We start from the raw sequence: 14,176 nt of genomic DNA, 5'->3' as shown, positions 1-14,176 counted from the left end.
GTGATGAGGTTGAATCACGCATTATTAACGCGGTTAAGGCTATCGAGGCTGATGGTTTTCATTGCCTGCTGGGTATTGGTGCTTATGTCTGGAATGAAGAGGAGGTGCTGCGTTTCACGGAACAGGTGCACAGTCGTACATCTGCCAGCATAGTGCTGGGTGGCCCCCAGATCTCCTATGCGGCCAAGAGCTCTTTGGAACGCAGTTATCCTTATGTCGATTTTTTTGTTCGGGGATATGGTGAAAAAGCGATGGTGGCCCTGGCTAAAGGTGATATGCGGGAACAGTGGGGTATTCATATCGCAGGGACGCCGGATAAGGGCTTTATGGCGCAATACTCTCTTGAAGGTTTGGCATCGCCGTATCTGCATCATATCCTACCGCCGGGCGAATCTGTTCGTTGGGAAACCCAGCGCGGCTGCCAGTTTAAGTGCAGTTTTTGTCAGCATAAAGAGCCCGGTAACCGCTCCGTTTATCGCGGGCTGGATGATCTGCGGCTTTCTCAGGAAATACAGCTTTTTGCAGAAAAAGATGTGCGGCGGATTTCTGTTCTGGATCCCATTTTTCATCGTGATTCCCGGCGTGCCTGCGAAATTCTGAACATGATTAAACAGTCGGGTGTTAAGGCTCAGTTGGTTTTGCAGTGTCGTTTTGAAACTCTGACCGATGAGTTTCTGGATGTTCTGCAGGGAATGGATGTCTGTCTGGAATTTGGCCTGCAAACGGCGATCCCCCGGGAGGGGAAGATTATCCGCCGTCCCAACCATCTGGCGACAATTGCAGAAAAAATCCGCCAGTTAAATGAACGCGCGATCCCTTTCGAAGTATCTCTTATCTATGGCTTGCCGGAGCAGACGCTGGAGAGTTTTAAGCGTTCGCTGAAGTGGTGTTGGCGTCAGGGGGTTCCGAAAGTAACCGTATGGCCGCTGATGCTGTTAAAGGGGACAGAGCTGTACCAGGAGAAAACAACATTTGGTTTTATTGAGTCGACCGAAACCGCTATTCCCCATGTTATTGCCAGTAACTCTTTTGACCGTCGTGAATACTGTGAGATGGCAAAACTGGCAAATAATTTAAATCAGCAAACGGATTTTCAGGCATTTTTTCAGGAGGATTAACTGATGGCTGTATTTGTTGTGCTTGAGGCTTTGGATGGTGTAGGTAAAACTACACTGGCTAAAAATCTGCAGAAGCATTTTGGTTATATTTTTCTGCGTACACCGGGAGAAAGTCTGCAGCCGGTGAGAGCCCGGGTTATGTCGGCACTGGGGGATTCTGAAGCGGCAAAAGGGTTGTTTTATGCGGCAACGGTTCAGGCTGAAGGTGAGAAGGCCGCGCAATATCTTAATTCGGGTAAAACAGTGGTTATGGATCGTTATGCGGCATCCACTATTGCTTATGCCAAAGCGCGTGGAGTAACGGTTGATCTGGATGCTGCGCTGAAAAACGCAGTCCAACCGGATCTTGAACTCCTGATATGTCTCTCTGAGCCGGAGCGTCAGCGGCGCTTGGCAGCAAGGGGGGCTACTGCTGAAGATCTTGAAACTCTGGATGAGGGTTTCCGTACTAAAGTCCTTGCAGAGTTGACTGCCCGCTGCAGCGAGTCTTTTGATATAACAGGATTCAGTGAATATGAAGCTGCCGAACATGTGCATAAGCGTATTGAGGCATTTGCTGAATCAAAACATCAAACCCATTCTGCCTTAGCTCGTGCAGGTCTATATAAACAACAGTAGCCTGCGTTATATTTCATCGTGCCTGTGCTGCAAAGCATAGGCCATTTTTTTATCAGATCTTTTGCTGTGGTTGATTCGATTAAGGGATATCAATTTTCTGTTAAGTAAAAGCTGATATAAAACGGGTTTGCGATCGGGTTGTGTCAGGGAGAAAGGGTTTGGATTCCAAGCGTATATTGTTAAAAGAACGTTCCGTTAAAAATAGCTCAGCACAGTTGGCGTCTCAGGTTAATGCCTTTGATCAGAACCGGGATCAGGTGGTATCGGAACTGACCGGGTGCCAGCAATGTATTCTGCTGATACCGGTGCCGACGCTGATCTCCATCGCCGACAGAGACTAATTTGCCCTGATTACCCTGATCTCCTCTTTCGCTGTTCTGTTTGGTTCAGGGCTTTATGTTTCCAGCCTGACCTATAAGATTTTTCGTAATGGCAGTTATCTGAGAGCGCTGAATGAGCTTAATCTGGCTGCCCGTGCTTACTCATGGGAGTCGGCGTTGAACTGTTTTCATGGTCTTTGTAAGCCACCCCGTATCATGGGCTATGAAACCACCACCATTGCCGTGATCTATCTGGTTTTTTCCGGAGCCTATTTTCTGATTTTTTATCAGATGAATCTCTGGCTCACTTCCGGCTTAGCCTGCATCCTGTCTTTGGTTGCCGTTCGGATGTTCCTGTTACCGGCTAAGGCTGCGGCCTACCATCAGCATTGGCAGCAGGTGTTACAGGAGATGCAGGATCAGGAGCCTGTACAGGTAAGCAACTAAACTTTGACAGGGCTGTGACTTGAGAATGCCCCTTAATGGGGCGTTTTTGCTTTAGAGCGCTATAAATTGGTTATAAAAAAAATCTTGTATCTCTTATTTGGTTATATAAAAATAGCGCTGTCCCGTCTTGATCAAGCCTTGGCTGACCCAGTAGCCCCTGTATAAGAGATCTGCCCATGAAAATGCTTCCCCTGATGGCGAATACCCAGGAATTTGGTGCCGTTGTTATCGGTCACGATGATACGGCTCGGCGTAAACTGCAGGCGTTGCTACGTGCGGGCGCGCAAGTAGCTGTTGCTGCGTCACAGCCTTTAAGTCAGGGATTGCAGCAGCTGATAGAGGAATATGAGGTTGCCGAAATTACGGTCGAGCAGGCGTTTACCAAGGCCGAGTTATATCCGCTGGTTATTCTGGCTGAAGGCACCGGGGAAGTGCTTCAACAGCAGGCCGCTGCGCTTAAAGCCAAAGGGCGGCTGGTTAATGTAGCGGCACATCCGGAATGGTCTAACGTCTCTTTGCCTTATCTGATCGATCGTCATCCGGTGTTGATTGCGGTGGGCTCAACCGGTGAAGCCCCTGTGCTGGCGCGTATTATGAAAGCCCGCCTCGAATCTCTGATTCCGCGCTCTTTTGGTCATCTGGCCAAGCTGGTGCATCAGGGCTCTGAGAGGGTTAAGGCTCTTTTTCCGACGCTGAAACTGCGTGAGCGTTTCTGGTCGCAACAGCTGGAAGGCGCGGTTGGTGAGCTGATGCTGTCCGGTCGTGAGGATCAGGCCGCTCAGTTACTGGAGCATAATCTGACAGCGGCTGAGCAGAACCCCAGCGCTGTCTCGGGTGAGGTATATCTGGTCGGTGGTGGCCCCGGTGATCCTGAGCTGCTAACCCTGAGAGCCGTGCGTCTGATTCAGCAGGCGGATGTGGTGCTATACGACCGTCTGGTCGCTCCTGAGATTGTTGATCTCTGCCGCAGTGATGCTGAACGCATCTATGTTGGTAAAGCCCGCTCTGATCATGCGGTGCCTCAGGGCGATATTAATCAATTGCTGGTTGATCTGGCGTTGCAGGGTAAGCGGGTACTGCGTCTTAAAGGTGGCGATCCGTTTATCTTTGGCCGTGGCGGGGAAGAGATTGAAACCCTGAGTCAGAACCGTGTGCCGTTTCAGGTGGTACCGGGCATTACCGCCGCTTCCGGTTGTGCCGCTTATGCCGGTATTCCATTAACCCATCGTGATCATGCGCAGTCGGTACGCTTTGTGACCGGTCACCTGAAAGATGGCAGCACTAATCTGCCCTGGAGTGAGCTGGCGGTGCCAAGGCAAACACTGGTCTTTTATATGGGACTGGTCGGCTTGCCGGAAATTACCCGTCAGCTGATCGCTCACGGACGAAGTGCCGATACCCCTGCGGCTCTGATCCAGCAGGGTACGACCCGTAACCAGAAAAACTATATTGCTACTTTAGGCTCGCTGGCGGAGCATATTGCTGACAAGCAGGTGGAGCCGCCCTCGCTGATTATCGTGGGTGAAGTCGTCTCTCTGCATGAGAGTCTGAACTGGTTTGATCCGGAGCAGGCCGGTGGCAGTCAGGGCTTCTGGAAACGCTCGGAATCATAGTGGCGACTCCTGCCTGAATCCATTTTGGGGGCAGATAGCGTATAGACTCTAAAGCATTTACGTTACTTACTGAGTCAGGAGCACCCAATGAAACGTCGTACTTTTTTACAGGCTCTGGTTGGATTTCCCGCGGCACTTACGTTTGTTCCTGCGGTTGAGGCGGGTCATCAGCCTGACCACGCCATCAAACCCCTTAAGCTGAGTGATAAAGAGTGGAAAGAGCGGCTGGATAAAATGCAGTTTTATGTTCTGCGTGAAGAGGGTACAGAGCGTGCTTTTTCCAGCCCGCTGAATGATGAAAAGCGCAAGGGTGAGTACCGGTGTGCCGGTTGTGATCTGTTGCTGTTTACCTCGGAGATGAAATACGACAGTGGCACCGGCTGGCCTAGCTTTTTCACTATTGTTGAAGGTCATATCGAAACCAAAACCGACTTTAAGCTGATCTACCCGCGCACTGAGTATCATTGCGTTCGCTGCGGAGGTCATCAGGGGCATGTCTTTAATGATGGGCCTGAACCTACAGGAGAACGCTGGTGTAATAACGGTGTTGCCCTTCGCTTTGTTCCTGCCTGACTGTCAATACCATCAGCCATTCAATAACGGATAATCGCTGTTACTTATCGAGCCGCCTGATTTCAGGCGGCTTTTGTTTCTCTGTGTAAGCTAACTGGTGAAAACCCTGGTAGGTCATACCAATCTTGTGCGCTGCAACCAGTAAAAGAGTGAATTTTGCTACCATCTTACGCCATCTGGCTTATTTTTTTGGACTAAAGTAGGGCGTCTTGGTGTCTCTTCAAGCCTTATTATGGAATGTCGAAAATAATAAAAAGCTAACAACCACAATAACTATTACAACAATAATTCCTGTGCAGACAGGGTGGAGCTGATTTGCGTATGAGTTCAACATCTAATCAAAAAATGATTCAGGTGGTTGCAGGGATACCCGCTTTAGGTGGCGTGTTGTTTGGCATGCTTTCCGGGCCAATACCTACGACCTGGGGCGTAGGTCTTTTAATTGCTGCAGCTTTGCCCGGTTTAATGGTGCTGGTTAACGGTCGCTCTGGTGGCGGAGCCCATCCGGTGCTGGACGCCTTACTGAAAAAAGAGGACGTTACGACGGAAGACCTGCAAAATGCCCGCTCAACCCTTCAACAGCAAGGGATGACGGGAACCCCCATCAGCCGCTTTGTGGGCGGTTATGCCAAGCTTCGGCTGATGGCTGAGGCTTTGGGAGGCACGGCCAGCAAGACTGCAATTGCGACTGCCGAAGTATCCCATCTGGCGGACCAGATGGATAAGCGTCTGGATGTTCAGCAGGATGAAGTAGAGAAAGTTTCTACTCGGGTTGAGTCTATTACCGTCACCATGCAACAGGTCTCTGTAAACGCCAGTAGTGTCACCGCCCTGGCGACTCAGGCCAAAGAGTACAGTTTTACCGGACGGGATGAGCTACAGGAGGCAATTTCTCAGATGCGGGATATCAGTTCCCGCACGGACCATACTTTAGGCCTGATCAATCAGCTGAATGATAAATCCGATATGATTCAGGATGTGACCCGGGTTATTGAAGGAATTGCCGAGCAAACCAATCTGTTGGCTCTGAATGCGGCTATTGAAGCGGCACGGGCCGGAGAGCATGGCCGGGGTTTTGCGGTCGTCGCTGATGAAGTCCGTAGTCTGGCCAGCCGAACGTCTGATTCAACCCAGCAGGTTGCTGATATTGTACAAGAGATTCAGTCAAGTACTCAGGAAGTGGTCAGCACCATCGAAGATCTGGTCTCCCGTATTAACTTTGGTTCTGAGAAAGTGGAAACGGTTGGCAATCGTTTAGGAGATATGGCCAATCAGTTTGATGAGGTTGAACAGCAGATCAGCGGTATCGCTGAGGCGGTTGTCCACAGTCATGAACATATCGAAGATATCTCTCGTTCTATCTCATCGCTTAAAGAAGAGGTGATCGAAGGCAACGATCAGATGCACGATCTCTCCACGCAGGCCGAAAGCCTGATGCAGGGTGCCGAGACCATTACAGCCGATCTGGCGCGTCAGGCTGCTGCCGGAAAACACCGAGACTGTTATGCCGCCTGTCGTCATGCTGCAGAGCGTGTTCAGAAAGCTTTCGAAGACGCTGTTGCCGGCGGCACCTTGTCAATGGATGATCTGTTTGATCGTAACTACCAACCGATTGCCGGTACAAATCCACAGAAATATTCTACCCGCTTTGATCAGTTTACCGATCGTGTCTTGCCTGCTATTCAGGAAGACACCCTGAACCGTCACGGTTTTGCCTACGCTATTATGATTGATGATCATGGCTACGTACCGACCCACAATAATCAGTACGCCCACAAAGAATCCGGAGATCCTCAGGTGGATCTGGTTAAAAGCCGCAGTAAGCGTATCTTTAATGACAAAACCGGCCAGCGTGGTGGCCAACACCAGGAAAAACTCCTGCTGCAGACCTATAAGCGTGACACCGGCGAAGTACTGCATGACCTGTCTGTGCCTGTTTTTGTGAATGGCCGTCACTGGGGTGGTTTCCGGGTTGGGTATCTGCCGGATTAAAAACAGGACAATGAGTCTATAAATCATTGAGCCATTGGGGAGAGCACCTATTATTAATGCGATAGAGCAGAGTGATATCCTGCCTCTGCTGTAGAGAAACAATCTGATCATCATTGGATGATATTAATAAAAAGCCGGGAATGCTTATTTCCGGCTTTTTTTGATTAAGAACAAAGTGTTACATTAAATGATATTAGGGAGCTGACTTTGACGTGCAACGCGAAGCTGGCCGGATTCAGAGGGTTAACCAATACGGCTCCCATCAGTCATTAAGGATAGTTATGTTTTTTACTCCAGTATCTGAAATTGCCAATACAGATATCGCCTTGCTGGATGACTCTCAAACGGTATCGGATGCTGTGAGGCTGATGGAAAAAGAAGCCAAGCATGCGCTGGTGATTACAGGGCAAAAGGGTCATAGAGTTGTCAGTACACATATTCTGATAAGCCTGCGTTTTGCCGGATTTGATTTCTCGACCCCGCTTTCTCAGTTGGGTTTGCCATTAGTGGAAACGCTTAAGTGGGATCAGGTTCTGGCGGAGGCTGCGGTTACATACAGTCGCGCAAATTCTGAGCTGCTTTGTGTTGTGGATGATGATGAAACTCTGATAGGCGTTATCACAAGCTCTGACATTATTCACTATATGATGGCTTACGCGCCGGATATCGAGTGTTCCCTAAAAGACCTGAAAGCCATCAAAGATTTCGTGTGTGTCGATGAGCACGATCCATTGAAAATGGCTGTCTTAAAAATGCAGACAGCAGGACATACCTCGGTTCTGGTTGAGCGTGAGGGCGTCATTGCCGGCATTGTCAGCAGTAGCGATATATTTCCGATCCTGTCTCAGAAGGGGAATCTTTGGGAGCAGCCTGTACACACCTTTATGAGCTCTCCCATACGTACGGTTTCCCTTGATAGTAGCTTTAAGGCTGCGATAACGCTTTTTAATAGCAGTAAATTGCGCCGTCTTGGTGTTTCTGATTCGAAAGGCGTCGTGATTGGCCTGATTCATCAGCGGGAAATCATTGCTAAGTTTTATGATCTGATGAGCGAAGAGCGTCGTCAGCAACAGATTCTTCGGGAGCTAAGCGACAGCGAACAACGCTGGAGAGCCGTTCTTGAGGGTACTGGCCAGGGTGTTTGGGATTGGAATGCCCAGACCAATAAAGTCTATTTCTCCCCGGTTTGGAAATCGATGCTGGGATACGAGGAAGATGAGATCGGTGACACCCTGAGTGAATGGGAATCCCGAATTCATCCTGATGATATTGAAGGTGCTTATCGTGATGTGGAGGCTCATCTGAGCGGTGAGACGCCTATCTACGATAATACCCATCGGGTGCGCTCCAAGGACGGTAGCTATAAATGGATCCGGGACACCGGCAAAGTTTTCAGTCGGGACGCTGAGGGCAAACCGCTTCGGGTCATCGGCAGCCACACCGATATCACAGCAGAGTTCGAGCTAAAAAATAAGCTCAGTCTGTTAGCGGACAATATGCCGGGTATGCTCTACCAATACCGATTCGACAGTGATGGCTCGGCCAGCTTCCCCTTTGCAACACAGGGCATTGAGGATATCTATGGCTGTTCTCCGGAAAAGGCTATAGAGGATGCTGATTTTGTTCTCCGGCATATTCACCCTGAGGATATCGAGGCTGTCAGCACCAGTATTATGCAGTCAGCAAAGGACCTTATGGTGTGGGAGCAGGAATATCGTTATCTGCACCCTACAAAGGGTGAGCGTTGGCTGGAGGGACGGGCAACGCCCACTCGCATGAGTGATGGTTCTGTCATCTGGAACGGTTACATCTACGATATTACTGACCGAAAAGAGCAGGAGCTGGCGCTTAAGAAGGCGCAGCAGGTTGCGGATGAAGCCAACAAAGCTAAGTCCTCATTTCTGGCCAATATGAGCCATGAAATCCGTACCCCTATGAGTGGCATTATCGGACTGAGTCAGATCAGCCAGGGCGAGCAAAACCTGGATGTACTGCAGGAGCGCCTTTACAAAATACACCGTTCCGGCAAGCTTCTGCTGGGTATTCTTAACGATATTCTTGACTATTCCAAGATTGAATCCGGCAAGCTGGGTATTGAAGAGCAGCCATTCTTTCTGGAAGGGATGCTGGACAACCTGAGCAGCCTTTTTGCCCTTCAGGCTGAGAAAAAGTCCCTCGCACTGGTATTCGATACCGCTCCTGACCTGGCTCGGGTTTATATGGGGGATGAGCTCAGGATTCGGCAGATTCTGACTAACCTGCTTGGAAACGCGATCAAGTTCACCGAACGGGGGCGTGTGCAACTGACGGTGCGTTTGGGTTCTACTCAGACACTGGGTAATAGCACGCGGCATTGGTTACAGTTCTCGATAGAAGATACCGGCATCGGTATTACGCCTGAGCAACAGGAGAAACTCTTTTGTGCTTTTAGTCAGGCCGATACCTCTATTGCGCGAAAGCACGGGGGGTCGGGTTTAGGGTTGGTCATCAGTCAACGTCTTGTTGATGCCATGGAGGGGCAGGGCATCGATCTGGTCTCTGAGGCTGACAAGGGTTCCCGCTTTAGTTTTCAGCTGCCTCTGGCTATTTGCAGTGACGCACAGGCCCAGACTCTGATGCTGTTGCAGCAGGAAGATGAATCGGTTGCTGACCATCTGCACGGTGAGATTCTTCTGGTTGAAGATAACCTGATCAATCAGGAGATCACCCGAACCCAGCTTGAACAATTAGGATTAAAAGTAACTCTGGCCGAAGACGGGCTACAGGCTCTGGATTTGCTGGATCAGCGCAGTTTTGATCTGGTGCTGATGGATATTCAGATGCCCGTCATGGATGGTTATACGGCAACCCGCCAGCTACGGGAAAAAGGCTTACAGGTACCGGTTATTGCTCTGACCGCGGCCGCGATGGCAGAGGACCAGAAGAAAGCACTTGAAGCGGGCATGAACGGTCATCTGACAAAACCGATTGAAACCCACGCTTTGTTCCGTACTCTCAATCAGTGGCTATCCGGGGTGGGGGATTCTGCGCAGGTTAAGGCAGAGTCTCATGCGGCAACAGACAGTGCCGGGCTGTCCTACGAATCCCCACCGACGACTTCAGTTTCTGATCAGACGCCACTGTTTGACCCTGAAGAAGGTATTGCAATGGTCGGAGGGCAGGAGGCTCTTTACCGGAAGGTTTTACAGGAATTTCTGCGACAACTGAAAGAAGAGTATCTCCAGGAGCTGACTTTTGTGGCCCAACTTACCGAAATAAGCAGTGCCGATGATTTTATTCGTGGGCATCGGGTCGCTCACAGCATCAAGGGCGTAGCTGGCAATCTCTGTATGCAGCCGCTGGCTCAGTCTGCCGCGCAACTTGATCAGCTTCTGAAGCAGGAACAGCCGCCTTCAGACGAGATGTTAAAGAACTTCCGGCAGTTACTGGATCGGACCGACGAGGACGTGTCTGACTGGTTAGTAAAAGAGATTGAAAAAACAGCACCCACGCGTTCCGTTGATTCCTCTTCTGAATCTGATTTGTCGAAGCAGGGTGTCGGTGCGCTTACTGCGCAATTAGAACTGCTCATGGGCAAAATCCGCAATAGCCAGTTTATCGATGAGGATGAGCTGACGGCTATCTCCGCTGATTTATCTGCGGCTGGTCCGGCATCCGCTGATGCGGAAGTGTTGTGGCAGTCTGTAACCGATGCGCTGGATCAGTTTGACTTTGAACAGGCAGCAGCAGCGCTGCAGCAGTTGTCAGACCAACTCAATAACCCGTCTTAAGGATACGACCTTGAACCCGATACACTCTCTGCATCTCCTTAAGTTACAGGCGTTTTTCAGTGTTAGCCGAACAAGCGGTACATTACTTGTTGGTTTGTTGATTGCTCTTTTTATGGTATCCCGGCCAGCGCAGGCCGTCGGATTTGAGGCCTTTTTTGAGACCCAGGATGTTCCCCTGCTCTGGATTAATCCCGCTGATGGTCGCATCGTGGATGCGAACCCTTCCGCGACAGATTTCTACGGATACCGTCGTGAACAGATGCGGGCCATGCGGATTCAGGACATCAATACGTTCGATGAGGAGCAGATCAGGGAAGAGATGATCGCAGCCAAAGCGGCCGGGCGGCATTACTTTATTTTCCGACACCAACTCGCTGATGGCGAGATCCGGACCGTTGAAGTCTATTCCCACCCCTACGACCGTCAAGGTAAACAGCTGTTGTTATCTGTTGTTCATGATATTACTCCGGGTCGTAACCTGGATCAGGGCATGTGGCACTATCAGAAACGACTGGAGGAGCTGGTCGCCAGTAAGACCGAAGAGGCTTTGCTGCAAAGCCGACGGACCATCACGTTTCTGATTGTCGGGCTGGTCGTCTCGGTTCTGTTTGCTTTTGCCATGGCTGTGCTGATGAGCAAACGCAGAATCGCTGAGTCAGAAAGCCGTCGGTTTAAAGCGATTGCCGACAGTGCACTCTACGGTAGTGCCATTTCCGATTTGGGCGGTGACATTATCTACCTGAATCCTTTCTTTGCTGAATTACACGGCTATACCGTTGATGAACTGAAGGGCAAGAACTTTATGCTCTTCCATAATGATGATCAGCTCCCGTCTGTCGAAAGCTTCTATCAGCGGGTATTGGCTGAAGGAACCGTAGCACCCAAAGAGATTTGGCATGCTCATCGGGATGGTCATGTTTTCCCGATGCTGATGAGCACCCGTGTCATGAGAGATCATGATGGCAATCCTCTTTATTTTGCTACGACGGCATTGGATCTGAGCCAGCAGTATCAGGAGCGTAAAGAAACCGAACAGATCTTAATTGAGGCGCGGGAGAGTGCTGAAGCTGCCAGTCAGGCAAAGTCAGATTTTCTGGCCAATATGAGTCACGAAATCCGGACACCGTTGAACGCGATCATTGGGTTAAGTGAGTTTCAGATGACATCTTCCGATCTGTCGGATGATGTTTATGAGCACCTTCAGCAGATCCATCATTCCGGCCAGCTACTGTTGGGAATCGTTAATGACCTGTTGGACTTCTCCTGTATCGAAGAAGGACGGGTGCGGATTGTTTCTGAACCCTTCAGCCTGCAACAGGTCTTGAGACAGCTTTCTACCCTGTTTGCTCTTTCAAGCAGTGAGAAAGGGCTGGAATTGATACTCAACCTGCCCAGCTCTATTGCTCATACTTATCGGGGTGATCAGCTGCGTCTGACTCAGGTACTGACGAATCTGATGGCTAACGCCGTTAAGTTTACTGAGAAAGGGCTGGTTGAGCTTAAGATAACGGCGCTTGAGCAAACTGAAACGGCGGCACTGTTGCGCTTCAGCCTTATAGACAGTGGTATTGGCCTGAGCGATGAACAGCAGGCAGGATTGTTTAAAGCCTTTTCCCAGGCGGATAATTCCATTACCCGTCGTCACGGGGGCACAGGTCTGGGGCTGGTGATCAGTCAAAGACTGGTGCGCCTGATGGGCAGCCAAAAAGGGATTGAACTTGAGAGCACACCGGGTAAGGGGAGTTGTTTCCACTTTGATCTGGAGCTGCCTTTTGCCCGTGAGATGGAGACCTCGCATCAGCCCGTTGCCTGTAACCATAGCCCCTGCCGTGCTTTAGTGGTTGATGATCAGTCTGTCTCCCGACAGATCCTGCGGGATATTCTTCAGTCCTGGGACTTTGAGGTAACCGAAGCCACCGATGGCGAGGTCGCCGTACGCAAGGTTGAACAGTCCCTGGCCGATCATCAGCTTTATGACCTGATTCTGATGGACTGGGAGATGCCTCGAATGGATGGACTCGCTGCACTGCAGTGCATTCAGAATCTGCTTTTCCGTCACGGGTATCAGGAAAACCTGCCTTCAATGCTGATGGTCTCCGCCTATGAGCGTTCTGAGATCAATCTGGATAGTGTGGAGAACGTCTTTTATCTGCCAAAACCCGTGCATCAGTCTAATTTGTTCAATGCGCTGGAGTCTTTACAAAAGCGTTTTGCCCTGGCTGAGCATTCTGACCGTGATCTGCGTTTCTGCCAGCAAAGGGTGCTGGTGGTTGAAGATAACCTGATCAATCAGCAGGTGGTTCAGGCGCAGCTTGAACAGATGAACCTGCAGGTTGTTATTGCCCATGACGGCCGTGAAGGTGTGGACCGGGCCAGAGATGGAGAGGTTGATCTGATTCTGATGGATATCCAGATGCCTGAGATGGATGGCTATCAGGCAACCCGGGTTATTCGGGGCTTCAATCCGGATATTCCGATCATCGCCCTCACCGCTGCAGCGTTGATTGAGGATCGTGAGAAAGCTCTTGAAGTGGGTATGAATGATCATCTGGGTAAACCCTTTACCGGGCATCAGCTGTTTGAACACCTCAAACCCTGGTTGAAGACAGAACCCGGCCCTTGGCTGAATGCCTTGATGAATAAGGTTTCTCACCCGAACACAAAGGGCGGGATGCCTGCAAACAGCGAAAAGCCAGCACAGCTGGCTGCGCGTCCGACAGAGTCCGGTCTGTTGCCTGAAATCGCTCTTCCGCCCGCATTCAGCCGCAAGCTATCGGTACTGATTGTTGATGATGTGCCGGCTAATGTGAAAGTTCTCGCCAGTTTGCTGAAAGATGAGTACGTGGTTCAGGTCGCTAACCGGGGGGAGAAAGCGTTGGCTATCGCTCAAAGCGATAATCCGCCGGATCTGATACTGCTCGATATTATGATGCCGGATATTGATGGTTATGAGGTCTGTCGACAGCTTAAAGCTCACCCCGAGACCAACCGGATACCCATTATTTTTGTCAGTGCTCTGGATGAGGTCAGGGATGAAGCCAAAGGTCTCCAGTTAGGCGCTGTTGACTACATTACCAAACCCTACCATCCGGATATCGTGAAGGCCCGTGTACGCAGCCATATGAGTCTGAAACAGAAAACAGACCTGTTGGAAGATATGTCCAATATTGATGGTTTAACTCAGGTCGCTAACCGACGTTATCTGGATTATCGCTTACAGGCTGAAATCAGGCGTTTGCAGCGTAGCCAGAGTCATCTTAGCCTGATCATGCTGGATATTGATCACTTCAAGCCCTTTAACGATAACTACGGTCATGGCCGTGGTGATGAGTGCCTGATTAAGGTGGCCGAACTGCTTAAGCAGGTGGTCAATCGCCCGGGAGATCTTTTTGCCCGCTATGGTGGTGAAGAGTTTGTGGCGATCCTGCCGGAAACCGATGCTGAGGGTGGTCAGCAGATTGCTGAGGCGATGCGTAAAGCGGTGGAGCAAGCAGCTATTCCCCATGGGTTTTCGCCGACAGCGGATGTTGTCACAATCAGTCTAGGGGTTGTCTCTCAGCGGGTGGTCTCTGTTTCCGGAGTTACTCTGCTGGAACAAGCCGATAAAGCTCTTTATCTGGCTAAAGAGTCGGGGCGTAATCGGGTCGTTATTGCCTGAAATTGATGCTATCTGTCTAGTCCTGATATAAGTTGACACTTTTTTACAGCGCCCGATGAACCTCATC

The 14,176-nt window shown here is 50.3% G+C and carries 9 protein-coding genes; all 9 read left to right on the top strand.

Features of this window, described 5'->3' with window-relative positions; genetic code table 11:
• A partial coding sequence (locus AC4GL5_RS17445; protein ID WP_490384083.1) for a B12-binding domain-containing radical SAM protein occupies positions 1-1,118 on the top strand: 1,118 nt, incomplete at its 5' end.
• 3 nt (positions 1,119-1,121) lie between these two features.
• Complete coding sequence (locus AC4GL5_RS17440) at positions 1,122-1,736, top strand: dTMP kinase (RefSeq protein ID WP_490384082.1); 615 nt, start codon at positions 1,122-1,124, stop codon at positions 1,734-1,736.
• A 158-nt stretch (positions 1,737-1,894) separates the two neighbouring features.
• Positions 1,895-2,077 (top strand): hypothetical protein, encoded by a 183-nt coding sequence (locus tag AC4GL5_RS17435; protein WP_490384081.1) that lies wholly within the window; start codon positions 1,895-1,897, stop codon positions 2,075-2,077.
• Positions 2,078-2,233: 156 nt separating this feature from the next.
• Entirely contained in the window at positions 2,234-2,503 is a 270-nt protein-coding gene (locus AC4GL5_RS17430; RefSeq protein ID WP_490384080.1) for a hypothetical protein, read from the top strand.
• A 176-nt stretch (positions 2,504-2,679) separates the two neighbouring features.
• On the top strand, positions 2,680-4,116 hold the full coding sequence (cysG, locus tag AC4GL5_RS17425) for a siroheme synthase CysG (protein ID WP_490384079.1): 1,437 nt from the start codon (positions 2,680-2,682) through the stop codon (positions 4,114-4,116).
• Positions 4,117-4,203: 87 nt separating this feature from the next.
• On the top strand, positions 4,204-4,689 hold the full coding sequence (gene msrB, locus AC4GL5_RS17420; RefSeq protein ID WP_490384078.1) for a peptide-methionine (R)-S-oxide reductase MsrB: 486 nt from the start codon (positions 4,204-4,206) through the stop codon (positions 4,687-4,689).
• 321 nt (positions 4,690-5,010) lie between these two features.
• Positions 5,011-6,681, top strand: a complete 1,671-nt coding sequence (locus AC4GL5_RS17415) for a methyl-accepting chemotaxis protein (protein WP_490384077.1) — start codon at positions 5,011-5,013, stop codon at positions 6,679-6,681.
• Positions 6,682-6,962: 281 nt separating this feature from the next.
• Complete coding sequence (locus AC4GL5_RS17410) at positions 6,963-10,451, top strand: PAS domain-containing protein (protein WP_490384076.1); 3,489 nt, start codon at positions 6,963-6,965, stop codon at positions 10,449-10,451.
• Between the two features lie 10 nt (positions 10,452-10,461).
• Positions 10,462-14,109 carry a response regulator gene (locus AC4GL5_RS17405; RefSeq protein WP_490384075.1) on the top strand — a complete coding sequence of 1,216 codons (3,648 nt, stop codon included), beginning with the start codon at positions 10,462-10,464 and terminating at the stop codon, positions 14,107-14,109.
• The last annotated feature ends 67 nt before the right edge of the window (positions 14,110-14,176 follow it).

The organism is Oceanospirillum sp. (assembly GCF_982874595.1).
This window is presented reverse-complemented; position numbering and strand designations above follow the sequence as displayed.

Excerpts from the sequence above, each read along its gene's own strand:
- AC4GL5_RS17440 (WP_490384082.1), top strand. The coding sequence starts at position 1,122 with ATGGCTGTATTTGTTGTGCTTGAGGCTTTGGATGGTGTAGGTAAAACT.
- cysG (WP_490384079.1), top strand. The coding sequence starts at position 2,680 with ATGAAAATGCTTCCCCTGATGGCGAATACCCAGGAATTTGGTGCCGTT.
- msrB (WP_490384078.1), top strand. The coding sequence starts at position 4,204 with ATGAAACGTCGTACTTTTTTACAGGCTCTGGTTGGATTTCCCGCGGCA.
- AC4GL5_RS17415 (WP_490384077.1), top strand. The coding sequence starts at position 5,011 with ATGAGTTCAACATCTAATCAAAAAATGATTCAGGTGGTTGCAGGGATA.
- AC4GL5_RS17410 (WP_490384076.1), top strand. The coding sequence starts at position 6,963 with ATGTTTTTTACTCCAGTATCTGAAATTGCCAATACAGATATCGCCTTG.